Here is a 25,334-nt window from a genome sequence, read left to right on the forward strand (position 1 = left end):
GGAACGGAGTTTCCCCAGGCGGGCACTTGTACATCGATCGAATCGAGGGGAGACCCTAATGAATTACAACTGGGACTGGGGCGTGTTCTTCAAGTCCACCGGCGTGGGCAGCGAGACCTATCTCGACTGGTTCATTTCCGGGCTGGGCTGGACCATCGCCATCGCCATCGTCGCCTGGATCATCGCCCTGCTGCTGGGCTCGATCCTGGGCGTCATGCGTACCGTGCCGAACCGCATCGTGTCGGGCATCGCGACCTGCTACGTCGAGCTGTTCCGTAACGTGCCGCTGCTGGTTCAACTGTTCATCTGGTACTTCCTGGTACCCGACCTGCTGCCGCCAGATCTGCAAGAGTGGTACAAGCAGGACCTGAACCCGACCACCTCGGCCTACCTGAGTGTTGTCGTGTGCCTTGGCCTGTTCACCGCCGCGCGGGTCTGCGAACAAGTGCGCACCGGTATCCAGGCGCTGCCTCGTGGCCAGGAATCGGCCGCCCGTGCCATGGGTTTCAAGCTGCCACAGATCTACTGGAACGTGCTGCTGCCGCAGGCCTACCGGATCATCATTCCCCCGCTCACCTCGGAATTTTTGAACGTGTTCAAAAACTCCTCCGTGGCCTCGCTGATCGGTCTGATGGAGCTGCTCGCTCAGACCAAACAGACAGCCGAGTTCTCGGCCAACCTCTTTGAAGCCTTCACCCTGGCGACCCTGATCTATTTCACCCTGAACATGAGCCTGATGTTGCTGATGCGCGTGATCGAGAAGAAAGTTGCCGTGCCCGGCCTGATCTCCGTGGGGGGTAAATAATGGAATTCGATTTCAGTGGCATCGTCCCGGCCATTCCCGGTTTGTGGAACGGCATGGTGATGACCCTCAAGCTGATGGCCATGGGTGTGGTCGGCGGGATCATTCTCGGCACCCTTCTGGCGCTGATGCGTCTGTCGCATAACAAGCTGCTTTCAAGCATCGCTGGCGCGTACGTCAACTACTTCCGTTCGATCCCGCTGCTGCTGGTGATCACCTGGTTCTATCTGGCGGTGCCGTTCGTACTGCGCTGGATCACCGGTGAAGACACCCCGATCGGTGCGTTCGCCTCCTGCATCGTGGCGTTCATGATGTTCGAAGCGGCGTACTTCTGCGAAATCGTCCGGGCGGGTGTGCAGTCGATCCCCAAAGGCCAGATGGGTGCGGCGCAGGCACTGGGCATGACCTACGGCCAGATGATGCGTCTGATCATCCTGCCGCAGGCCTTTCGCAAGATGACCCCGCTGCTGCTGCAACAGAGCATCATTCTGTTCCAGGACACCTCGCTGGTTTACACCGTGGGCCTGGTGGACTTCCTCAACGCGTCCCGCGCCAGTGGCGACATCATTGGCCGTTCCAATGAGTTCCTGATTATTGCCGGTGTCGTGTACTTCACAATCAGCTTTGCCGCCTCGCTGCTGGTCAAGCGTCTGCAAAAAAGGTTTGCCGTATGATCTCCATCAAGAACATCAACAAGTGGTATGGCGACTTCCAGGTGCTGACTGATTGCAGCACCGAGGTCAAAAAAGGCGAAGTGATCGTGGTTTGCGGCCCGTCGGGTTCCGGCAAATCGACCCTGATCAAGTGCGTCAACGCGCTGGAACCGTTCCAGAAAGGTGACATCGTCGTGGACGGCACCTCCATTGCCGATCCGAAGACCAACCTGCCGAAACTGCGTTCACGCGTCGGCATGGTGTTCCAGCATTTCGAACTGTTCCCGCACCTGACCATCACCGAAAACCTGACCATCGCGCAGATCAAGGTGCTGGGCCGCAGCAAGGAAGAGGCGACCAAGAAAGGTCTGCAACTGCTTGAGCGCGTCGGTCTGTCGGCCCACGCCCACAAGCACCCGGGGCAACTGTCCGGTGGTCAGCAACAGCGTGTGGCGATTGCCCGTGCGCTGGCGATGGACCCGATCGTCATGCTGTTCGACGAGCCGACCTCGGCGCTCGATCCGGAAATGGTCAACGAAGTACTCGACGTAATGGTGCAACTGGCCCACGAAGGCATGACCATGATGTGCGTGACCCACGAAATGGGCTTCGCTCGCAAAGTGGCCGACCGCGTGATCTTCATGGACGCCGGCAAGATCATCGAAGACTGCCCGAAGGAGGAGTTCTTCGGCGACATCAATGCCCGCTCCGAACGTGCGCAGCATTTCCTCGAGAAGATTCTGCAGCACTAAAAGCAACACACCGCTCCCCAACTGTGGGATCGGGCTTGTTCGCGAAGAGGCCGGCACTTTCAACATCATCGTTGACTGCCCCACCGCTTTCGCGAGCAAGCCCGCTCCCACATTGGATCAATGATGATCCTGAGATTTGTGTTGTGGTTGACCCAAGGCATCTGTGATGAAATGCGACCCCACTCTCTATCGCGCCGCGCCGCCATCACTTGCCGTGAAGCCCCGTCTGATTCGTCATTTGTTCCTGCCGCCGCTGGTCATCGCCCTGATGATCGGATTGGGTTACATCGGCTTCTGGACCAGTGAACACTTCGGTATCCGCAGCCTCGGCGAGAACGGCCAGCGTCAGCTCGAACTGCACGCACGCGCGGTCGAAAGCGAGATCAGCAAATACACCTACCTGCCCAGCCTGCTGGAACTGGAAACCAGTGTCCCGCAACTGCTGGCCGACCCGACCCCGGAACATCGGCAAACGGTCAACCAATACCTTGAAGGCCTGAACCGGCGCAGTCGCAGTCGGGCCATCTACGTCATGGACACCACCGGCCGCGTCATGGCCACCAGCAACTGGCGCGATGTCGACAGTTACCTCGGTGAAGACCTGTCCTTTCGCGCCTACTTCCAGAAAGCCGTTCGCGGCGAACCCGGACGTTTCTACGGGATCGGCAGCACCAACGGCGAACCCGGTTATTACCTGGCCCATGGCCTGGAAGAACACGGCACGATCATCGGCGTTGCCGTCGTCAAAGTCAGGCTCGAAGCCATGGAAGAGCGCTGGCAACGGGCGCGTCTCGAAGCATTTGTCAGCGACGAAAACGGCATCATCATTCTCTCCAGCGATCCGGCCCGACGGCTCAAATCGGTGGTACCGCTGAGCGACGAGACCAAGGAAAAACTCGCCCGCAGCCTGCAGTACTACTGGTTTCCGCTCAACGAACTGCAACCGCTGGCCCGGGAAACCCTGGCCGAAGGCGTGGAAAAACTCACGTTCCCGGCCAACAGTGAATTGCAGTCCGATGACGAGAACATCAGTTATCTGGCGCAGACCCGCCCCTTAAGCGACACACCGTGGAATTTCACCCTGCTCACGCCGCTTCAGGATCTGCGCCGCGAAGCCATCAATCAGGGCATTCTGGTCGCCGTCGCGTTTGCCTTGGTCGCCTTCCTGCTGATTGCCTGGAACGAGCGGCGCAAGGTCATCGCCACCCGCCTCGCGGCCCGCGAAGCCTTGCAGCAAGCCAACAATCAACTGGAGCGTCGGATTACCGAACGCACCGCTGACCTGCGCGCCAGCAACGATCGCCTCAAGAGCCAGATCCGCGAACGGCGTCAGGCCGAAGAGACGTTGCGCCGGGCTCAGGATGAGCTGGTGCAGGCGGGCAAACTCGCCGCGATCGGCCAGATGTCCACCAGCATCGCCCACGAATTGAACCAGCCGCTGGCGGCCATGCGCACGCTGTCGGGCAACACCGTTCGCTTCCTTGAGCGCGGGCAACTCGATGTCGCCAGTACCAATCTCAAGACCATCAATGACTTGATCGACCGCATGGGCCGGATCACCGCCAGCCTGCGTTCTTTTGCCCGGCGAGGTGACAATCAGGGCCAGGCCAGCCTCGGCAAAGCCGTGGAGGCGGCCCTGCAATTACTCGGCGCACGCCTGGATAGCTCGGCGCTGCAACTGCACCGGCAGTTCACTGATGTGCAGGTACAGATCGACCAGACCCGCCTCGAACAGATTCTGGTCAACCTGATCGGCAACGCCCTCGACGCCATGCAAGCGCAGCCGCTGCCGGAGCTGTGGCTGGAGGGTGAAGAGTTCAACGGCAAATATCGCCTGCGGGTGCGCGACAACGGCCATGGTGTCGACACCCAAGTACGCAAGCATCTGTTCGAACCGTTCTTCACCACCAAACCGGGCGAGCAAGGCCTGGGTCTGGGCCTGACCCTTTCTGCCAGCCTCGCGGCCGCCACCGGCGGGCATCTGGGTGTCGAACACCCGGCCAGCGGTGGTACCACCTTCGTCCTCAGTTTACCGTTGGTAAGCCCTACTCCTGCCGAGCCAATATGAACCACGACCTTAGTGTGCTGATCGTCGAAGACGACCCCCATGTCCTGCTCGGCTGCCAACAGGCGCTGACGCTGGAAGACATTCCCTGCATCGGCGTCGGCAGTGCCGAAGAGGCGCTGGAGCGGGTCGGCGACAACTTCGCCGGGATCGTCATCAGCGACATTCGTCTGCCGGGCATCGATGGCCTGGAGTTGTTGACTCGTCTCAAGCAGCGTGACCGCAGCCTGCCGGTGGTGCTGATCACCGGCCATGGCGACATCTCCATGGCCGTTGGCGCGATGCAGAAAGGCGCCTACGACTTCATGGAAAAACCGTTCTCGCCGGAGCGGCTGGTGGACGTTGCGCGGCGTGCGCTGGAGCAACGCAGCCTCGCGCGCGAAGTCTCGTCGCTGCGTCGGCAACTGGCCGAACGTGACTCCCTTGAAGGCCGGATCATCGGTCGCTCGCCGGCGATGCAGAACCTTCGCGAACTGATCGCCAACGTCGCCGACACTTCGGCCAACGTCCTGATCGAGGGCGAAACCGGCACCGGCAAAGAACTGGTTGCCCGTTGCCTGCACGATTTCAGTCGGCGCCACAGCAAGCAGTTCGTCGCGCTGAACTGCGGCGGTCTGCCGGAAAACCTCTTTGAAAGCGAGATCTTCGGTCACGAGGCTAACGCCTTCACCGGCGCCGGCAAGCGACGCATCGGCAAGATCGAACACGCTGACGGCGGCACGCTGTTTCTCGATGAAGTGGAAAGCATGCCGCTGCCGTTGCAGATCAAACTGCTGCGCGTGTTGCAGGAACGCACCCTCGAACGGCTCGGCTCGAACCAGAGCGTGGCGGTGGATTGCCGGGTGATTGCGGCAACCAAGTCCGACCTCGATGAATCGAGCAAGGCTGGCGAGTTCCGCAGCGACCTGTATTACCGCCTCAACGTGGTGACCCTTGAACTGCCACCACTGCGCGAACGCCGTGAAGACATCCTGCAACTGTTCGAACACTTCACCCAGCAGTCAGCCCTGCGTTTCGACCGCGCCCTGCCGGAACTGGACAACCAGACCCTGTCGAACCTGATGAGCCATGACTGGCCGGGCAACGTGCGCGAACTGCGTAACGTCGCCGAACGCTTCGCCCTCGGCTTGCCGGCCTTCAAGAAGTCCGGCGCCAGCAGCGGTAGCCAGGGTCTGGCATTTGCCGAAGCGGTGGAAGCCTTTGAACGCAATCTGCTCAACGACGCGTTGCACCGCAGCGGCGGCAACCTGACCCAGGCCAGTCTGGAACTGGGAATGGCCAAGACCACGCTGTTCGACAAAGTGAAAAAGTACGGGTTGAGCCACTGATGGATCTGCTACTGAAAGCTGCACTCGGTGCCGCCGTTGTCGTGATTCTGGCGGCGCTGGCCAAGACCAGAAACTATTACATCGCCGGACTGGTGCCGCTGTTTCCGACGTTCGCCTTGATTGCGCATTACATCGTCGGCAAGGGGCGATCGGTCGATGACCTGAAGACCACGATCGTGTTCGGCATGTGGTCGATCATTCCTTACTTCGTGTATCTGGCGACGTTGTATGTGATGGTCGATCGAATGCGCCTGGAGGCTTCGCTGGCGGTCGCGGCGGTGGCGTGGTTGATGGCGGCGACGGTGTTGGTGACCGTTTGGGTGCGCCTTCACAGCTAAGATCAAAGCCTGTCAGCCCCTCTCCCTCCGGGAGAGGTCTTCAGCGAGGGGCTCGTCGCTCATCAGTTGACTGTGCCACCCTTGGACTCGGCCATGATCTGCCGGATCGCCCCGACAAAGGTCTCCACCGGCTGCCCGCCCGTCACCGCGTACTGACCGTTGAACACAACGGTTGGCACCGAACTCACCCCGCGCTGCAGCCATACCTGCTCTTCTTCGCGCACCGGCCCGACAAACTCGTCCGACGCCAGAATCACCTCGGCGCGTTGCCGATCCAGCCCGACACCTTCAGCAATCTGCGCCAATTGCGCGTGATCCGACGGATTACCGCCATCAGTGAAATACGCCTTGAACAACGCCTCCTTGAACGGCAACTGCAAACCCTCCAGCCCCGCCCAATGCAGCAAGCGGTGGGCATCGAAGGTGTTGTAGATCCGGCTGTTGCCATCGGTGCGAAAGGCAAACCCCAGCTCAGCGCCACGGGCACGGATGGCTTCGCGATTTTTCTGCGACTGCTCCGGGGTCGAACCGTATTTTTCCTGGATATGCTCGGCGATGTTCTGCCCGCCGGGGCCCATTTTCGGATTCAGCTCGAACGGCTGGAAATGAATCTCTGCCTGCACTTCGTTGCGCAGGATTTCAAGCGCCTGCAACAAGCCATACAGACCGACGACGCACCATGGGCAGGACACGTCGCTGACAAAATCGATTTTCAGAGTGGAATTCATGAGCCACCTCACGCCGCAAAACCCAGACGATACACCTGTCCGGTCTTGCGGCGACAGTGCTGGCCCTTTCGGGAGCAAGCCCCCTCCCACATTGGCAATGCGTTCCCCTTTGGGAGGGAGCTTGCTCCCGGAGGGGGCCCCGCGAAACCTCAGCTACAACAGATTCCCCGCCGCCACCGGTTCGATCTGCGCCCAATGCGACGCGTCCTCACGATGCGCCTGCAAATACGGCAACACCGCCGCCAGCAATGGCGCCTTGAACGCCTCCTGAAACCGGTGGGCCAATCCCGGAATCAGTTTCAACTGACTGCCACGAATATGCGCCGCCAGGTGCACGCCGTGCATCACCGGCAACAACGGATCAGCCGTGCCATGCACCACCAGCGTTGGCACGCGCAGTTGATTGAGCAGCGCCACCCGGCTCGGCTCGGCCAGGATCGCCATGATCTGCCGCTTCACGCCTTCGGGATTGAACGCCCGGTCATAGGACACCGCCGCCTGATGCAACAACGCCTGCCGATCATCGGTGACCGAAGGGCTGCCCAGCGCCGCCAGCAAATCCGCCTGTTGTTCCAATGCCACTTCACGGTTCGGTGCGCTGCGCCGCGACAATAGTTGCACCAATGCTGCACTCGGCGCCGGCAAACCTTCAGCGCCGGAGCTGGTCATGATCAGCGTCAGGCTTTCCACCCGCTGCGGCACCATGGCGGCGATGTGCTGGGCGATCATCCCGCCCATGCTCGCGCCCAGCACATGGAATTGCTCGATGTGCAGCGCATCCATCAAACCCAGTGAATCCTCGGCCATGTCGGTCAGGCTGTAAGGCGCCGCCACCGGCAGACCGAGTTTGTAACGCAGCACTTCAAAGGTCAGGTTGGCCTCCGCTGGTGCCTGCCGCCAGGTCGACAAGCCGACATCGCGGTTGTCATAGCGGATCACTCGAAAGCCCTGCTGACACAGCGCCACCACCACCTCATCCGGCCAATGAATCAATTGCCCGCCCAGGCCCATCACCAGCAACAGCGCCGGGTCGGAGGCACGACCGATGCTCTGGTAAGCAAGGCTTACCTGCGCCAGATCAACCCGCTCGGTCGGCACATTCACATCGCAACGCGACGCCGCAGATGCCGGTAAACCGAACAAAAGCGCGGCCAACATGGCCGCGACTGATAGAAAAACCTTGTACATGAAAAACACCGAAACGCAGAACCCCAGTAGAGCGCGAGTCTGATGAAGTTTGTACAAGCGCGCTGCCACAGTTCGATGACAGTTTGATGAAGAGTGCTGAGCGGTCGTCAATGCCATAACTATCTACCGCCATGGTGCTTCGCGATCCCTCTTAAATGGCTTGCTCAAGGAGTGGAACCGCCGCTCCCATTGCGAGATATGCCGCCATGCCCGATAGCCTTTTCCCCAATCTGCCTTACCCGCCACCGCTGGCGCTGCCCCCCGCCGCCCCACTGCCCAAACATCTTGATGACAGCCTGTTGCAGCAGGCCACGGCCCGCTGGCGCGAAAGCAGCCAAGGCTTGCGCGAATTGGTTGCCGCGACGCCTGCACTGCGCGACTCGATCAATGAACTGTTGCGCCAACAACTGAATCTTGATGGCGAGCACGCCGGCCTGCGCTCGACCGCCACGGATACCCAGCCAGAACGTTTTGTCTGCCTCACCGATGCCTGTGCTTTTGTCTTGCAACACCCGACGCTGGAGGCGACGGTCGATCTGCACAGCCGGGTGACCGGCGTGCCTGTGGCTCATCCGCTGGCCACCTTGAAGCCGCTGCAAATGCTCGAACTGCTCAAGGCCATGAGCACCGAACAGGCGCACCAGGCTCGTTGGTTGAGTTTTTGGGACGCGCGCGCGCGCGGCACCCCAGTGACTCAACGCGAACGGGCAATCCAGCTTTACCGTGATCACTTCGAAGCCACAGCCCAGGTGGCATTCGCCCGCAGGACCCTGACCGCAGAACAACTCAAACCGTTGCAACAGATCATCGATACCCGCACCGGGGTACTGACACTGGACGGTCAGCCCATCCACACGGAACAACTGGCGCTGCTGCTGAGCAATAACAGCAAAGTCAAACTCAAAGGCGCGTGGGTCATCAGCGTGGGCGATCCGGCCAAAGCCAGTCCTTTGCTGTATCTGCCCTCCCGCCCTGTTGCCATCCAGGCGTTCAGCACACGCCAAGTCCTGGAAGACTGGCTGACCGGCCAGGCGCTTGTCCCGACCGGTTTGCCAACCAAGGACCTGCGCTTTGTCTACAGCGCCGCCACCGACCCAATGATTACCGGCTCAAGCGACCTGTTTGCCGATCGCCAACAGGCTCAGATCAGCGCGTTACGCAACGCCAACCACGGCAAGCCCGGGCTGATGGCGCATGGCGCGCAATCGCTTGTTCAGGCAGACCTGCTCGATAGCCAGCGCCGCAAAGCGATCATCGTGGCGTTGCCGCCAAACCCGGTACCTGCACAACTCGATATCGAAACCGACGAACAGTCGCTGTTCGGCAGCCTGCGTGCAGCAATCCCGTTGTCGGTGCGACATGCGGCGCTGAAACGAGCGCGCGACGCACTCGATGCATTGCTGGAAACCGACGGCACGGGACATCGTCAGCAAGAGTGCAAAGACGCACTCAAAGCCCTGGAAGCAGCAGAAAAAACCTGCGACACGGCCGCGACGGCCCTGCTGTATCGAGCGCGACCACAGGACCTGAGCACGTTCAATACAGCGTTCAATCAGATTCATCAGGCGCACAAGGACGGCTTGCACGCCGAGGCAACAGTGCAATTGGCACTGGGTCAGCTCGATAGCGCTGAGCACAATCTGCTCAAGGCGATTCTGGACACGCCCCTCGCAGCCGAACGCGATGCTGATCTCACGGTTGCCAGCCTGACCCTGACAATGACTGAAACGTCTGACCAGACCGCCACCACTCAGACCGAAACACTCAAGGGCCCGCTTGTTGTGATGCGGCAAGCCGCGCTTCTCGACGCAGACTCGACAGGCAGTGTGTTGCTTTACTGGCCCGGCAGTGGCGGCGGCTTGCAACGCTTTGCCAATCGCCGCGAACTGGAACGCGAGGTCTTCAAGATCCAGGAAAAGGACCCCGAACTGGCACTGCTGTTGAACCGGATCGACACCGATCCCCTGCACTTGAGCCTTGATGCGCAGATCAGCGAGTTCGAGTCGAACGCCACCGCACTGCGTGGCCGCAGCGAACACGCCGACAAGCTGGAAATCCTGCGTAAACGCACCCTCGCCGCCTTGCAGGTGCCGGTCAACGCCGCGCGCAACCTGACCTTCGCTCATGTGCTGGAGCAGGATCGCAGCGACACGCTCGCCACCCGTCTGCCAGGCTGGCTCAAGCACCTGTCCGAGACAGACCGAGGCGCACTCAAGGACCTGATCCAGCGCTTTATTTCGGCGATGCACCGCAGCCATAAACAACTGGCGCTGGCGCTGGAATCGCGAGACGAATTCACCCGCAAACATTTGCTGAAGCGACTGGGCGATGATTTTTCGATCAAGGGCGATTTCGAGGTGACGCTCGACCTGCCCGAGTCTGTGAAATACGAAAAACGCTTCAAGCCCGCCCCGGGACATTCCGGTTATGAACTGGTGATGGTGCCCAGTACCGCCCGCAGCAAAATGCCCCTGGTGGAGTTTGCTCAGCTCAACATCGACAACACCCCGTCCATGCAACTCGAACCGCTTTCGTTGCGTTTGAATTTCGTCCAGACCGAAGTCACCTCCACCGATGCCACCGAACGCCAGACGCTGGAGGACGGCATTACCTTTGCGTACCTCAAACGTGTCATTCCGGAACTGGATCTGCCCAACGCCTACGAAAAACTCATTCGCGATACCTTCACAGGGTCGGTGGATGAGTCCGCTTATGTCCGCGAACATCGCCGCGAATGCCTGATCGAGCCCTGGCAGATCATGCTCAAACTGCAAGGTGAATTCGCCCATCTGCAAAAGCAGATCAGCCTGGACGAGTTGCAGATTCTGAACATTGCCATCGACGCCCACACCGCTGAAGCCTGGCATGCCGATAACAAACGTGTGGTGATCCGCCCGGCCTATCTGAGCGCGGGTGGCAAGGACACGCACAACGAGGGCCCCGCGACATTGTCCGGGGTGACCTTCATTGAAGAGCAAGTCAGCGGCACGACCTTGCTGTATCTGCCCGACAGCCCCGATGAACGATTTCTGCGCCGTTACGACAACCTGGAAGCCGCCCGCCTGGGCCTGTACACGCTGTGTCAGACAGACAAGTGGACCTCTTATCTGGCCGGCCGGGCATTGCAAGGCACCGTGCGGGCACATGAAGGCCGGATTGCGCAGGCCTTGCTCAAGCGTTTTGACGCCATTATCGGCGTCGGCGTGCGCTGGCCGGCCACGACTTCGTTTGCTGCCCATCTGCTCGATGCGCACATGGGCCGATTGATCGAAGCGCATCGTTCGACCTCACGCTCCAACGATGCGTTGTACATGGAGCGTTATGCCCTGAAAGGGCCGCGAGCATTCAACTACATCAAAATGGCCTTGGGCATGTTGCCTTTCATCGGCAGCGCTCTGGCGCTCTACGATGCCTGGACGGCGGCGAATCAGGCCGTGGCGGCTTTTTTGCGCGCAGACGTGGGTGACGGCTTGGCGGAAATCGAGTCGGTACTGGTGTCATTGATTGACGCTGCCATGGACCTGTTACCCGGTGAAGTGGTGTTTTCGGGAGTCTCGCGCGGGGTTCGCTCATTGGTGCGGGCACGCCAGGCCCGAGCACTGGCGACCTCGGCGGCGGCGATGCACAGGTCTTCGCGGCGTCAGGCCCGCCACTTGATCGCGCGTTTTGCCGGCTACGAGTATCAACGTCCGATTTCCCTGGCCGGGCTGGAGCCGGGAACCAGCGGCCTTTATCGCGGCGTTTACCGCCACGCCGACGGTGACTTCATCGTACGTCAGGGGCGGATTTATGAAGTTCAGCCCAGCACCGATTCACGCAATTGGCGATTGCGTGGCACCTCGCAAAAAACCTACAAACAACCCATCGCCCTGGACGAAACCGGCCAGTGGGATACCTGGTTCGGCGTGTATGGCACCACCCTGGAAGGCGGCGTGCTCGGCGGCGGCAACGTCATCGGACATCTGGCCGATGCGCTTGATCCGCTCTGGCCAGACCCCATTCGACAACGACTGCCGCAATGGTGGGCCAGCCGTACGTTTCGCCGCCATCATCAATTGACTCTGGCGGTTGACGACCTGGCCGACCAACTCCAGGCCCGGGGAGCGATCAGCGATGCCTTGATCAACAAATACGCTAGCGCCTCGGTGGCGGATCGAGCGGTCCTGCAACCGGCTGTCGAAGCCGCCTGTGTCGGCGATATCCAATTAGCGAGCAAACGCTATCAGACACTGGTTGAGCTGATGCCACTGACCCATGGCAACAAGCAACGGACTTTGATCGAAATGCAGAGCAAGACCGCATGGTTGATCACTGACCGGCACAGGCGCCGCGCGTTGCACCTTTCATACAGAGCCAAAGCCTTGTCAGAAAGAATCAAAGTGCTGAGTGATGCGATGGACGATCTACTGCCCGACACGCTTCACCAACGGTTGATGATGCTCGAAGAAACCCGCACGTTGCGTGTACAGATGGTGCAATTGCTGGAGCAGATGGAGGCGCTCAGGGGGCATGTCAACCTCTGGTATGACCGCATCCGCGTCAGAGCGGACAAACAACACATGATCCACCTGGTCGAGGAGCTCAATACCAACCACAGCGATGCCAACCTGCTGTATCTGAAAACCTCCCATCGGCTGGAAATGGTCAAGAACTATGGCGGCACGGATGATTTGTCGTGGTTCTACCTGTTATCCCAGGCACGCGAACTTCGCGACGATGTTGACCTGGCTTTGTACACGCAGCACAACCTGCCGAACATCATTGCGTCACCGGCCGAACGCAGCCGGATTCTGCAAAATTGCCTCAACCTGTACTCCCGGTTTCGCCTCGAAATGACGATCTGGACCACCAACTATCCGCAACACTTCCATCTGGATGTGGTTGAACCGTTGTTGAGCGGGATCGAACGTTTGGGCGACCGTGCCCGCCGGGGCATCATTGATCCGCCTGCGCCAAGGCGCACAGGGCAGGCAGTGCAGCGGGTCTTCACCACTGCCGACAATCAGGTGTTGTACGGCGTTGAGCAATGGCATCCGCAGACCCAGGCGCGCCAGTACGTGTTCACCGGGCGCGGGGGATACAAGGAAATCTGGGAACAAGGCGCCGACGGCAAAATCCGTCTGACGAACCCGCAAAACATTGCGCCCCCCACACCGCCACAGGTGGCGCTCGCCCTCCTTGTAAGCGATGCGCAACGGCGTCTGGACGCCCAGACAGCCTACCGGGCCACGGTTGAAAGCAATGCCGATCTGGGCATGCTCCCCGTTGATCTGGAACATATGATGGTCAGTCAGGCCGCCGAGCTGAATCAACGCGCCAACCTGATTCAGGCCAAGTCGGCACAGCACCCGATCATTGAGCAACTGCGCAATAAGGCCGACGAATTGATTGTCACCGGCCGATCCATACGCACCCAGCGATCATTGACCAGCCAACAGCCTACCGATGGCATGTTGCAGGATCTTATCGATCACGACGTCGTGGAGATCCGCAGGGTCAGCCCCCTGCAGAACCTCACCAAAACCCCGAACAAACCAGATCATATGCAGGAGTACGAGATCTGGGACATATCGCTGGACCCTGCACAATTGCTTTGGTACGCCCACTTTCACTATCGAAGGCCGAGCGTGCCGTTCAGGGATTTCGAAAAAGCGCATTTGAAACTGCCCGAACACCGCTTTGTCACCCGCGCCGAAAACCCCGACCTGCCTGCCGGGCAGATTGGCAGGGGATCGACCATCCTCGATTACTTTTTGATGCTGCCAGACGTTAACTGACGCGGCGGCAAGGGATGCCTGTGGCGAGAGATCGACTCTCTCGCCACGCAGGCTTTCGATCACCCCGAGCGCTTACGCCAACCGGGCGCGCAACTGCCGCGCGGCGGCCACCATGTTCACCAGCGCTGCTTCGGTTTCCGGCCACGCCCGGGTCTTCAAGCCGCAATCGGGGTTGACCCACAACCGTTCGGCCGGAATCCGCTGCACCGCTTTGCTCATCAACTTGACCATCTCGGCGGTGTCCGGCACCCGTGGCGAGTGGATGTCGTAGACACCCGGGCCAATGTCATTGGGGTAATCAAACGCCTCGAAGGCTTCGAGCAGTTCCATGTCCGAGCGCGAGGTCTCGAGGGTGATGACGTCGGCGTCCATGTCGGCAATCGCTTTGATCACGTCATTGAATTCGCTGTAGCACATGTGGGTGTGGATCTGCGTTTCGTCCTTGACGCCCGAAGCCGTCAAGCGGAACGCCTCAACCGCCCAGTCGAGGTATTCCTGCCATTGCGCGCGGCGTAACGGCAGGCCTTCGCGGAACGCCGCTTCGTCGATCTGCACAATCTTGATCCCGGCGTTTTCCAGATCCACCACTTCATCACGCAGAGCCAACGCCAATTGCTGCGCCTGGACTTTGCGCGACACGTCTTCGCGGGGGAACGACCACATCAGCATGGTCACGGGACCGGTCAGCATGCCTTTCATGACTTTGTCGGTGAGGCTTTGCGCGTAGCTGATCCAGTCCACCGTCATGGCGTGCGGCCGGCTCAGGTCGCCGTAAATCACTGCCGGTTTCACACAGCGCGAACCGTAGCTCTGCACCCAGCCGAAACGGGTGAACAGGTAACCGTCGAGTTGCTCGGCGAAGTACTCGACCATGTCGTTGCGCTCGGCCTCGCCGTGTACCAGCACATCCAGCCCCAGGCGTTCCTGCACCTGCACGGCGTGGCGAATTTCGCTGCGCATGGCATCGTGGTAATCGTTGGCCGACAGCTTGCCCTGCTTAAAGGCCTGACGCGCCAGACGAATCGAAGCGGTCTGCGGGAACGAGCCGATGGTGGTGGTCGGGAACGTTGGCAATTGCAGGCGCGCCTGTTGCTTGCCGATGCGTTTGGCAAACGGCGAATGACGCTGGCTGTCGCTGGCATTGATCGCGTTGATCCGCGCCTGCACCTGGGTTTTGTGAATGCGCGGTGACTGCGCCCGGCTTGCCTGAATCGCCCGGCTTTGGGCCAGTGCGGTTTGTACCTTGGGCGCTTGCGGGTCGTTCAAGGCATCGCGCAGCACGGAGATTTCGCTGCACTTCTGCACGGCAAATGCCAGCCAGTTCTTGAGTTCCGGATCGAGCTTGTCTTCACGCTCGACATCCACCGGGCTGTGCAGCAACGAGCAGGAACTGCTGACCCACAGGTTGTCGCCGAAACGCTCCTGCGCCGGTTGCAATTGCGCCAGCGCCTGCTCCAGTTCACAGCGCCAGACGTTGCGCCCATTGACCAGGCCCACCGAAAGAATCTTGTAGGTCGGCAGGCGATCCAGCACTTGACCGAGTTGCTCCGGCGCACGCACCGCATCAATGTGCAGCCCTTGTACCGGCAGGCCGACAGCCAGACCAAGGTTGTCTTGCAGGCCACTGAAGTAGGTCGCCACGAGTTTTTTCAACGGCGAATACTGAAGGATGTGATAGGCGCGCTCAAAGGCGCTCTTCCACGCTTGCGGCAGATCGAGGGTGAGGATCGGCTCGTCGATCTGCACCCATTCCACGCCTTGCTCGGCAAGGCGCACGAGGATCTGGTTGTAGACCGGCAGCAGACGCTCCAGCAAATCGAGCTTGTCGAAATCGTTGCCTTTGGCCTTGCCCAGCCACAGAAACGTCAACGGGCCGATGATCACCGGTTTGACGTTGTGGCCCAACGCCTGGGCCTCTTCGACTTCATCGAACAACTGCTCCCAACTCAGCTTGAACTGTTGATCAGCGCTGAATTCCGGGACGAGGTAGTGATAATTGGTGTCGAACCACTTGGTCAGTTCTTGGGCATATCGGGTTTGGCCGTGGTCACTACCGCAGCAGTTCGAGGTAGCGCCACGGGCCATGGCGAACAGGGTGTCGAGGCTCGGCTGGCCATGCTCATCGCGCACACCGTCGAAACGCTCGGGGATCACGCCGAAGGTCAGCGAGTGAGTCAGCACCTGGTCGTACCAGGCGAAGTCGCCGACCGGCAGCAAGTCGATGCCGGCCGCTTTCTGCAACTGCCAGTGAGTGGCGCGCAAATCACGGCCAACCTGGTTCAGCGCGGCCTGATCGAGATCGCCTTTCCAATAGGCTTCGAGGGCTTTTTTCAGTTCGCGGTCGGCGCCAATGCGCGGAAAACCAAGGGTGTGGGCCACGGCCATGTCGAATGTGCTCCATGAGTAAAAGATGGCGCCATTGTCGACAGCCAAGCCAACATGAGACAAACTCAACCTTTTCGTGTTGATCACAAGTTTTCCTCATGGAGCCAGCCGGTGCTTGAAATCCGTCACCTCAAAACCCTGCACGCATTGCGCGAGGCGGACAGCCTGGTCGATGCCGCCGACCGTTTGCACCTGACCCAATCGGCGCTGTCCCACCAGTTCAAGGAGCTGGAGGAGCGTATGGGCATGCAATTGTTCGTGCGCAAGACCAAACCGGTGCGTTTCACCAGCGCCGGTCTGCGCCTGCTGCAACTGGCCGACGCCACCCTGCCGCTGCTGCGCGCCGCCGAACGCGACATCGCCCGACTGGCCGGCGGCACCGCCGGGCGCCTGCACATGGCCATCGAATGCCATAGCTGCTTTCAGTGGCTGATGCCGACCATCGACCAGTTCCGCGATGCCTGGCCGGAAGTCGAACTCGACCTCGCCTCGGGCTTCTCCTTCGCCCCGCTGCCGGCCCTGGCCCGTGGCGATCTGGATCTGGTGGTGACCTCTGATCCGCTGGACATCGCCGGCATCACCTACGTGCCGCTGTTCACCTACGAAGCCATGTTAGCGGTGGCCAATCAGCACCCGTTGGCGAACAAACCCTACATCGTCCCCGAAGACTTGCTGACCGAAACGCTGATCACCTACCCGGTGGAACGCGACCGCCTGGACATCTTCACCCGCTTCCTCGAACCCGCCGACATCGAGCCGGCGCAGGTACGCACCTCGGAACTGACAGTGATGATGATGCAACTGGTCGCCAGCGGCCGTGGCGTCTGCGGCATGCCGCACTGGGCGCTGCATGAATACAGCTCACGCGGTTACGTGAAGGGCAAACGGCTGGGGGAGAAAGGCTTGTTTGCCACGCTGTACGCCGGGATTCGCGCCGATATGCTCGATGCGCCGTACATGCGCGACTTTCTGCTGACGGCCAAGGACACTTCGTTTTCGACGCTGGATGGTGTTAGCGCGGTGCGTTGATCACCACCACACCCTCCAGGCTTGCTCGCGAAAGCGGTTTGTCCGTTGAGCAATCCTTATCTGACCGACCGTATTCGCGAGCAAGCCCGCTCCCACAGTGATCCGGGTGTTTTCAGAGTTTTGGGCAGACTAAACAGTGCTGTTTAACTGACATGTCCAGACATGGACTCAGGCTACGCAACCTTGCGTCACGGCCTACAGCTACGCCAGAATCCGCCGGCTTGTGCGCCTTGGGCCGGGTCTCTATCGTTTGTCGGTCGCTGACACATTCAGCGATCGGGTTTAGCGACTCGAACGGTACAAGAGCGACAGCGATCCAGTTTTTTTGCAGGTGTTCTTTCTGCAACTAATGTTATGGCAGCTGTGCGTGGGAGGCCTTCGGGCCTGCCGGGCTCTTGTACCCCCGGTTCGCTAACCTGCGTGCAGCTGCCACCCTTACTTGTTTAGCGACAAGTATTGGAGGTTTCATCCGGTACAAGGAGATTCGCCATGTTCAAGGTAACGCCCAACCCGCCTCGCCTCCGCAGCACCTTATTCCACGTCAGCCCCGACACCGCCAACGAAACCCTGCTCGCCCACGCCTGTGAATCCCTCGCCTCGGCGAGCGTGATGCTCAGTGATTTCGCCGGCCTGCTCGACACGCCGCATCGCAACACCCTGCTCGGTATTCAACAGGTGGTGATGCTCGGCGAACTGACGGTAAACCGTGCGCTGGATAACCTCGATCCCCGCGCCTGAAACACAAACTCCTGTGGGAACGAGCCTGCTCGCGATAGCGATCTTTCAGTCAGCGTCCAGGTGACTGATACACCGCTATCGCGAGCAGGCCTCGCTCCTACAGGGTGAAACAATGGTGGGTCAGAGTTCACGCCACATGTGGATCTTGTCGAAATAGTCTTCACCGACCCGCACGGCCAACGGTTCGAGGCCGAACTGGATAAAACCGCAGCGTTGATACAGCTTGAACGCCGCGTCGTTGCCAGCGGTGACGGTGAGCTGGATGAGTTTCAGCTCGGGATGGTTTTGGCCTTCGCTCAGCGCGGCTTGCACCAGTTCATAACCCAAGCCGTGCTGACGAAAATCCGCCGACACGTACATGCCGAATAACGTGGCCTTGTGTCGGGCCTTCTCACGAGGCTCGAACGCCAGACCGACGATGCCCGCCAATACGCCGTCCTCGAACGCACCGAGCACCACATCGAGCTTGCTGGTCAGCCGCGCTTCCCACCAGCTCAACGGCATCACTGCCCGTTCGCGCACGCTGGAGGTGAAGGCTTGCGGATGGCGGTCATAGGCCTGGAGCATCAGCTCGCGATAGGCCAGGGCATGGCTGGCGTCCAGCCGTTCGATCCACATCTCAAGCCCCTCGCCGTTGTTCAAGCATCAACCGCACGGCCAGACCACCGAGTACCAGGCCCATGAAGTAACGCTGCACCGCCAGCCACGTCGGGTTACGCACGAACCACGATGCGATGCCCGCCGCGAACAGTGCGATCAACAGATTGACGGAAAAACTGACGCTGATTTGGGTCAGGCCAAGAATGACGCTCTGGGTGAATACCGAGCCATGTTCAGGCGTGATGAATTGCGGAAATACCGAGAGGTAGAACACCGCAATTTTCGGGTTCAGCGCGCTGGTGAGAAAGCCCATGGTGATCAGTTTGCGCGATGAGTCCGGTGGCAGTTGCTGCGCCTGGAAAGGTGAACGTGCGCCGGGTTTCACCGCTTGCCAGGCCAGCCACAGCAGATACAGCGCGCCAGCCCACTTCAACACCTCATAAGCCATCGGCACCGCGAGAAACACCGCCGTCAAACCGGCGGCCGCTGCAAACATGTGCACAAAAAAACCGGCCACCACGCCCAGCAACGAGGTCACACCGGCCTTGCGCCCCTGGCAGATCGAACGCGAGATCAGGTAGATCATGTTCGGCCCCGGCGTCAGTACCATCAGCAACGCGGCGGCGGCGAAAATCAGCAGGTCTTGAAGCGGGATCATGGCAAAGTCCTTTGCGTGGATGATCAGGCGATGGCGGTGAGCGAGGCCCGATAAAACGGCAGGATCAGGTCGCGTGTCAATGGCGCCAGTTCAACATCGCCGTCGGTGGCAGGGTCGATCCAGACCACCTCTTCGATTTCGGCGGCAGGGGTGACTTCGGTGTCGATGGTCAGTTGAAAGATTTCAGCCTGTACGACAAACCCTGGCTCGTTGGCGGCGGGGGCGCAGAACTGGCCGAGGAATGTCGCCTGCGCCGGGTCGATGCGCAATCCCAACTCTTCCTCCAGTTCACGGGCCAGTGCATGCAGCGGCCGTTCGTGGGGCTCGATCTTGCCGCCCGGTTGCATGAACGCCGTGGTACCGCGCTTGCGTACCAGCAGGGTGCGACCGTCAGCGCCGAGCAGCAGCGCGGCGGCGATACGAATGATGCGTGGGGAGACAACGGATGCAGAGGTCATGGGTCAGCCACCGGCCTGAAAAAACCGCAAGGATCCCATGCCTGCCCAAGGACGTCACCTTACAGATCGCTAACCCTGAGCCTTGAGTTGCTCGTCGACCTCCTCAGGCACTTTAACGAAAATCTTGTATTTGCCGCCTTCCATGGCTTCGAAAGCAATCAGCTTTTCCACCAACAGGCCGCTGAGGGTTTTGCCAGCATTGAGCAGCAACATGCCGTTATCAGCGTTGAGATTGCGCGCCAGAATCATTCCCGGCGCCAGATCCCGCGTGGTCAATACCTTGACCGTCGGATCGGCCAGCGTGACATCGCTGAGGAAGGCCGCACACACTTGAATGAAATCTTCGACCAGTTCCGGATCGTACAGGCGTGCGGCGTACTGGCGCAGGTACAGCAACGCTTCGTCGCTGTTCATCTGCCGCTCAAGAATCAGGCCGCGTTGCAACTCGACGAAGTCCACCGCCAGTTTCAGTAACCGCGAGCCGAAGGGAATTGCCTCGCCCTTGAGGCGGTCGGGAAAGCCGCTGCCGTCCCATCGCTCCTGGTGATGCAGGATCAAGCGTGCGGCATCTTTCATCGGGTCCAGCGTCATCAGCAATGACTCGCTCTGCTTCGGATACCCGCGATAGCGCTCTTGATCGGTATGACGCAGCAAATCCGAAGGCGTAATCATCATGCCGTCGGTCCAGCTCAGTTTGCCGACATTGTAGAGCGCCGCCGCCATGGTCAGGTCACGGCTGGTGGCTTCGTCCAGGTCATGGTGTTTGCAGTAGCTGCGCACCAGTTCGATGATCTGCCGGTTGGTCTGTTTGGCCGGGGGCAAGCGCAGATTGGCCAGCAACGAGAACACTTCGGTGCCGGTGACATAGCTGCGCTTGAGTTCTTCGTAAGCCAGATCAAGCATGTCGGCGGTTTGTTGCAGCTCGGCGGTGCGCGCCGCGACATGTTTTTCCAGGGTGCTGTTGAGTAGTTTGAGCTGATCGTTTTGCACCCGGGCCAACTGTTCCAGGCGCTGACGTTCTCGCTCGGAGTGCTGATGCTCCAGGGACTGACGCAGGATCAGCAGCAACTCTTCGTCATTCCACGGTTTGCTGATGTAACGATGAATCTGCCCGTCATTGATCGCCTTTATGATCGCGGACGGGTCGGCGTAGCCCGTGAGCATGATGCGCACGGTCGCCGGATGACGTTGGCGAACATGAGCCAGCAACGAGGCGCCGTCCATATTGGGCATACGAGCATCGCTCATGACCAGGTCCACTGCCTGCTGTTCCAGCATCTCCAGTGCCTGGGCGCCGCTCGTGGCCAGCAGGACATCGTAGGGTTGGCCCCGCAACAGGCGGCGCAAGCTGTTGAGGATCGACTCCTCGTCATCGACCAGCAGCACTGTGGGGCGGTGAGGCAGAGTCGGGGCGGATTGCTCTTCCATGGCGTGACCTCAAGCAAAACAGTGAACGTAAACGACGCACTGGCCTACCGCCTCGCTTGCCTGTGCCTGACTGAAGGCTAGATGATTTTCTGCAGCGCTCACGCAAATCTTCAGCCCGAGTGCACAGGCGAAGTGCCAAGGGCGCGACTATGCTCAACTCGCAGGCGGACTCCATCGGCCTTCGAACAGGCATGTAGTGAGGGAAAGGATGCTCCCGATGACAACAGCATGTGACCCCGTGGACCGCGCGGTATGACGGCGCCCCCCCTATACATCAATCGCCGCGTGCTCATCGTCGACGACACCCCGGCGATTCATGGCGATTTCGCCAAGATTCTCTGCCCTGCCACCCCCGAGGACGACGGCCTCGGCGAGACCGAGAGTCTATTGTTCGGCACCCCGACTGCAACACAGGCACAGCACTTCGAACTTGACTCGGCATTTCAGGGCCGGGAAGCACTCGATAAACTCGAAGCTGCGCTGGCCGATGAGCGCCCCTATGCCATGGCCTTCATTGACATGCGCATGCCACCGGGATGGGACGGGCTGGAAACCATCGAACGGCTGTGGCAAGTCGATCCCAAGTTGCAGGTCGCGCTGTGCACAGCCTATTCCGACTATTCGTGGGAAGACATCGACCGGCGTCTGGCGCTGAACGACCGTTTGCTGATTCTGAAAAAGCCCTTCGACGCAATCGAGATCCGCCAGATGGCCAGCGCCCTTACGGTCAAATGGCAAATGACCGAAGACGCCGCACTGAAGCTCAATGAGCTGGAGCAAGCGGTTCAGGAACGCACCCGGGAATTGTCCGACGCCAATATCATCGTGCAGAACAGCCCGACCATCCTTTATCGGCTGCGCGGCGACCCCTCGTTTGCACTGATGTACATCTCCCACAACATCACTCGCTATGGTCATGTCGCCGCGGATCTGGTGCGCTCGTCGAACTGGGCTCAGGAGCTGATTCACCCGGACGACCAAGCGAACGTCGATACGGCCATGGCCAGGGTGCTGGATCGGCATGCGTCGGGCGCTTCGATCGAATTTCGCCTGCGCACCGGCCAGGGCACTTGGCGCTGGGTGGAAAACCGCTATATACCGGTGCGCGATCATGACGGGCGGCTGCAGGAAGTCGAAGGCATCATTCTGGACATCACCGAACGTCGTCTGGTCGAGGAGAAACTGGCGTTAATGGCCCGTTCCGACAGCCTGACGGGGCTGGCCAACCGCGCCACATTGATCGAGCGCCTGCACCAGGCGTTTGCGGCCGCGCGTCGTGACGCCATGCCGTTCGCGGTGTTTTACCTCGACCTGGATCACTTCAAGCGAATCAATGACACCCTGGGGCACCCGGTCGGCGACCTGCTGTTGCAGGAAGTCGCCCAACGCATCAAGGCGCGCGTGCGAGAAAACGATGTGGTGGCGCGCCTGGGCGGCGACGAGTTCGCGATCCTGCAACTGGACGTCAGCGACCCGACCCAATCGGCCGCGCTGGCGACCCATATCCGCGACGCACTGATGGCGCCCTACACCCTGGCCGGTAATGCGCTGCATATTTCGGTCAGTATCGGCATCAGCAGTTACAGCGCGACCAGCCTCGACGCTGACAGCCTGCTGGGACAGGCCGACATGGCGCTGTACCGCGCCAAGGAAATGGGGCGCAACCAGTATCACTTCCACTCGGAGGAGATCTCTCGGGAAGTCGCCGAACGCATGACCATCGTCAGCGAGTTGATGACCGCGCTCGAGGGCGATGAGCTGAGACTGCATTACGCGCCGGAAATGGATCTGCACAACGACAGGATTCTAGGCATGGAGGCGCAAATCCTCTGGCAGCATCCGCGGCGCGGTCTGCTGCCGGCATCCGCCTTCGTACCGGCGGCGGAAAGAACCGGCGCGATCATTCCTCTGGGGCGTTGGGTGCTGGATCGCGCCTGCCACCAGATGCAGATCTGGCGCGACGAAGGCGTGGCACCGCCGATGATGGCAATCAAGCTCTCTCTGGCGCAACTCAAGAGCGGTCCCGAACTGATCTACGACGTTCTGCGCACCACCGCACGCTGGCAGCTTGCGCCCTGGGATTTGCGCTTCGATGTCACCGAGGCGACGCTGGCCCAGACCAAGTGGACCCACAACGATGTATTGCCACGCCTGCGTGAACTGGGCGTGACCATCGCCATCGATGATTTCGGCACCGAATATTCATCGTTCGATTACCTGAAAACCTACCGCGTCAATCACCTCAAGCTTGCTCAAAGCGTCATCGATAGCGCGACTCAAGATGCAGCCGGTGCCAGCGCACTGCGGGCGATCGTCAATTTCGCCCGGGATCTGGACATCGGCATCATTGCCGAAGGCCACCAGACGCCGGGGCGGCATCCCGCGCCGTCCGCCGCAGCCGCCTTGCCCAGCGCACAGGGGCTCTATTTCAGTGAGGCGGTCAGCGCCGAGCAGGCAGGCCAACTGCTGAGGGACGGACTCAAGGTGGCCCTGTCCCCGGAGGAGGATGAGGAATGAAAACACCATTCCCGCAATCCAACCGGCGCATCCTGATCATCGATGACACACCGGCGATTCACGACGACTTCCGCAAGATCCTCGCCCCGAAGGCGCCAGAAGAGGCCGATTTGAATCACCTCGAACAGACGCTGTTCGGTACCCGTCAGTCGCCGCCCCTGAACTTCCAGCTAGACTCCGCCTACCAGGGCCAGGAAGCCTTGGCTTTGGTCCTGCGCGCGCTGGCCGATGGCAACCCTTATGCCCTTGCATTCATCGATATGCGCATGCCGCCGGGATGGGATGGTCTGGAAACCATCGAGCAACTGTGGCAGGCCGATCCGAACCTGCAAATTGCCTTGTGCACCGCGCATAGCGATTACAGCTGGGAGGCCATGGCCGAGCGGCTAGAGTTCGGCGACCAGTTACTGATTCTCAAAAAACCGTTCGACAGCCTGGAAATCCGCCAGATGGCCAATGCCCTGACCTGGAAATGGCAACTGGCCCAGGACGCGGCACTGAAAATGCTCAGCCTTGAGCGAACCATCGAGGCGCGGGTTCACGAGTTGTTGAAGGTGTCGCGCCTGCTGCAATACGACACCCTCACCGGTTTGCCCAACAGCACCTTGCTCGGTGATCGCCTGAGCCAGGCCCTGGCCGTCTGCCGGCGCCATGACAAGCAACTGGTGGTGATGTTCCTCGGACTGGACCGGTTCAAGCGCATCAATAATGCGTTGGGCCATCCGGCGGGCGACGAAATGCTCAAACGCGTCGGACAGCAACTGTTGCTGTGTATACGCGGATCAGACTCGGTCTTTCGCTACGGTTCCGACGAATTCGTGGTGATCCTCACCGACATCAGCCATCCACAGCAGACCCACGGCATCGCCGAAAAAGTACTCGCGGCCATTCGCCTGCCGCAGACGATTGCCGGCCATGACGTCAGCGTCACCGCCAGCCTGGGCATCAGCGTCTATCCCGAAGACGGACTGGATGCCATCGAGTTGATCAAGAAGGCCGAAACCGCGATGCGTAACGTCAAGGAAAACGGCCCCAACGACATCGGTTTTTTCATCGACGCGATGAACCAGCGCGCACGCGAACAGCAAAGCATCGAATCGGGCATTCGTCGGGCGTTGAAACGGCAAGAGTTCGTCCTGCACTACCAACCGAAAATCGACCTGCGCAGCGCCAGAGTGGTCGGTGCCGAGGCGCTGGTGCGCTGGCAGAAACCGGGGCATGGCTGGGTCTATCCCTGCGACTTCATTCCGGTGGCCGAGGACAGCGGACTGATCGTGCCACTGACCCAATGGGTGCTGGCCGAGGCCTGTCGTCAGACTCGGGCGTGGCAAGTGGCGGGACTGCCGCCGATCCGCATGTCGGTGAACATCTCGCCCATCGATATTCGCCAGCGCGACTTCGTCGAAGGCGTCGAGCAAGTGCTCAAGCAGACCGGGCTGGACGCCGACTGGCTGGAGCTGGAAATCACTGAAGGTGTACTGATGCAAAACGTCGAAGCGACGATGACCGCACTCAATCGCCTGCAGGCACTGGGTACACGACTGTCCATCGACGACTTCGGCACCGGTTATTCAAGCCTGAGCTACCTGCGCCGGTTTCCCATTGATGTGCTGAAGATCGATCAATCGTTCATTCGCGGTCTGAGCAACGACAGCAATGATGCCGCCCTCGTCAGCGCCATCATCAGCCTGGGAAAAAGTCTGGGATTGAACGTCATCGCCGAAGGCATCGAAACCGCAGAACAACTGGCCTTTCTCAAGGCCCACCACTGCGAAGAAGGCCAAGGCTACTACTTCAGCAAAGCCCTGCCCGCCGACGCTTTTGCGCACTTGCTGGCCGCCACGTCCCCACCGCCCTGGACAGTTTGATCCACGCCCCGAAACCGGCCAC

General features: G+C 60.3%; 18 protein-coding genes. 11 read left to right on the top strand and 7 right to left on the bottom strand.

Translation table 11 applies throughout. From position 1 onward, the window contains the following. The first annotated feature begins 58 nt into the window (after window positions 1-58). The 6 genes from K5E40_RS18645 to K5E40_RS18670 all read left to right on the top strand — a co-directional run bounded on the left by K5E40_RS18645 (window position 59) and on the right by K5E40_RS18670 (window position 5,938). Window positions 59-805 (top strand): amino acid ABC transporter permease, encoded by a 747-nt coding sequence (locus tag K5E40_RS18645; RefSeq protein ID WP_221732107.1) that lies wholly within the window; start codon window positions 59-61, stop codon window positions 803-805. Beyond that, a complete protein-coding gene (locus tag K5E40_RS18650; protein ID WP_221732108.1) occupies window positions 805-1,476 on the top strand; it encodes an amino acid ABC transporter permease in 672 nt (223 codons plus the stop codon). The genes K5E40_RS18645 and K5E40_RS18650 overlap by 1 nt, the downstream gene beginning before the upstream one ends. Further along, window positions 1,473-2,207, top strand: coding sequence for an amino acid ABC transporter ATP-binding protein (locus tag K5E40_RS18655; protein WP_007927141.1), 735 nt, complete (start codon window positions 1,473-1,475; stop codon window positions 2,205-2,207). Before K5E40_RS18650 ends, K5E40_RS18655 begins: the two co-directional genes overlap by 4 nt. 166 nt (window positions 2,208-2,373) lie before the next feature. Then, the gene (locus K5E40_RS18660) at window positions 2,374-4,275 is read left to right on the top strand and encodes an ATP-binding protein (RefSeq protein WP_221732109.1); all 1,902 of its coding nucleotides are present in this window, start codon (window positions 2,374-2,376) and stop codon (window positions 4,273-4,275) included. After that, window positions 4,272-5,600 carry a sigma-54 dependent transcriptional regulator gene (locus K5E40_RS18665; RefSeq protein ID WP_221732110.1) on the top strand — a complete coding sequence of 443 codons (1,329 nt, stop codon included), beginning with the start codon at window positions 4,272-4,274 and terminating at the stop codon, window positions 5,598-5,600. Before K5E40_RS18660 ends, K5E40_RS18665 begins: the two co-directional genes overlap by 4 nt. After that, window positions 5,600-5,938 carry a GlpM family protein gene (locus K5E40_RS18670; RefSeq protein ID WP_221732111.1) on the top strand — a complete coding sequence of 113 codons (339 nt, stop codon included), beginning with the start codon at window positions 5,600-5,602 and terminating at the stop codon, window positions 5,936-5,938. The genes K5E40_RS18665 and K5E40_RS18670 overlap by 1 nt, the downstream gene beginning before the upstream one ends. Before the next feature lie 62 nt (window positions 5,939-6,000). Here K5E40_RS18670 and K5E40_RS18675 read toward each other — a convergent pair whose 3' ends face one another. Beyond that, the gene (locus K5E40_RS18675) at window positions 6,001-6,666 is read right to left on the bottom strand and encodes a DsbA family oxidoreductase (RefSeq protein WP_221732112.1); all 666 of its coding nucleotides are present in this window, start codon (window positions 6,664-6,666) and stop codon (window positions 6,001-6,003) included. 153 nt (window positions 6,667-6,819) lie between these two features. Further along, window positions 6,820-7,854: an alpha/beta fold hydrolase gene (locus tag K5E40_RS18680; protein ID WP_221732113.1), complete on the bottom strand. Its 1,035-nt coding sequence runs from the start codon at window positions 7,852-7,854 to the stop codon at window positions 6,820-6,822. A gap of 206 nt (window positions 7,855-8,060) precedes the next feature. Between K5E40_RS18680 and K5E40_RS18685 the strand changes: the two genes are divergently transcribed. After that, window positions 8,061-13,631: a dermonecrotic toxin domain-containing protein gene (locus K5E40_RS18685; RefSeq protein WP_221732114.1), complete on the top strand. Its 5,571-nt coding sequence runs from the start codon at window positions 8,061-8,063 to the stop codon at window positions 13,629-13,631. 72 nt (window positions 13,632-13,703) lie between these two features. Here the strand turns inward: K5E40_RS18685 and metE are convergent, their stop codons facing one another. Then, window positions 13,704-16,016 carry a 5-methyltetrahydropteroyltriglutamate--homocysteine S-methyltransferase gene (metE, locus tag K5E40_RS18690; protein WP_221732115.1) on the bottom strand — a complete coding sequence of 771 codons (2,313 nt, stop codon included), beginning with the start codon at window positions 16,014-16,016 and terminating at the stop codon, window positions 13,704-13,706. Window positions 16,017-16,127: 111 nt separating this feature from the next. Between metE and metR the strand changes: the two genes are divergently transcribed. Next, entirely contained in the window at window positions 16,128-17,045 is a 918-nt protein-coding gene (metR, locus tag K5E40_RS18695) for a transcriptional regulator MetR (RefSeq protein WP_221732116.1), read from the top strand. Window positions 17,046-17,534: 489 nt separating this feature from the next. Then, window positions 17,535-17,783 (top strand): DUF6124 family protein, encoded by a 249-nt coding sequence (locus K5E40_RS18700; protein WP_221732117.1) that lies wholly within the window; start codon window positions 17,535-17,537, stop codon window positions 17,781-17,783. Window positions 17,784-17,903: 120 nt separating this feature from the next. Here the strand turns inward: K5E40_RS18700 and K5E40_RS18705 are convergent, their stop codons facing one another. The 4 genes from K5E40_RS18705 to K5E40_RS18720 form a co-directional block, all read right to left on the bottom strand. Continuing rightward, entirely contained in the window at window positions 17,904-18,401 is a 498-nt protein-coding gene (locus tag K5E40_RS18705) for a GNAT family N-acetyltransferase (RefSeq protein WP_221732118.1), read from the bottom strand. A 1-nt stretch (window position 18,402) separates the two neighbouring features. Further along, the gene (locus tag K5E40_RS18710) at window positions 18,403-19,041 is read right to left on the bottom strand and encodes a LysE family translocator (protein WP_221732119.1); all 639 of its coding nucleotides are present in this window, start codon (window positions 19,039-19,041) and stop codon (window positions 18,403-18,405) included. Between the two features lie 23 nt (window positions 19,042-19,064). Next, on the bottom strand, window positions 19,065-19,499 hold the full coding sequence (locus K5E40_RS18715; RefSeq protein ID WP_221732120.1) for an NUDIX domain-containing protein: 435 nt from the start codon (window positions 19,497-19,499) through the stop codon (window positions 19,065-19,067). 69 nt (window positions 19,500-19,568) lie between these two features. After that, complete coding sequence (locus K5E40_RS18720; protein WP_221732121.1) at window positions 19,569-20,927, bottom strand: HD domain-containing phosphohydrolase; 1,359 nt, start codon at window positions 20,925-20,927, stop codon at window positions 19,569-19,571. A 252-nt stretch (window positions 20,928-21,179) separates the two neighbouring features. Between K5E40_RS18720 and K5E40_RS18725 the strand changes: the two genes are divergently transcribed. Both K5E40_RS18725 and K5E40_RS18730 read left to right on the top strand, forming a co-directional pair. Next, window positions 21,180-23,444 carry an EAL domain-containing protein gene (locus tag K5E40_RS18725; RefSeq protein ID WP_221732122.1) on the top strand — a complete coding sequence of 755 codons (2,265 nt, stop codon included), beginning with the start codon at window positions 21,180-21,182 and terminating at the stop codon, window positions 23,442-23,444. Continuing rightward, complete coding sequence (locus tag K5E40_RS18730) at window positions 23,441-25,312, top strand: EAL domain-containing protein (protein ID WP_221732123.1); 1,872 nt, start codon at window positions 23,441-23,443, stop codon at window positions 25,310-25,312. Before K5E40_RS18725 ends, K5E40_RS18730 begins: the two co-directional genes overlap by 4 nt. The last annotated feature ends 22 nt before the right edge of the window (window positions 25,313-25,334 follow it).

The organism is Pseudomonas baetica (assembly GCF_019733355.1).
GTDB lineage: Bacteria > Pseudomonadota > Gammaproteobacteria > Pseudomonadales > Pseudomonadaceae > Aquipseudomonas > Aquipseudomonas baetica_A.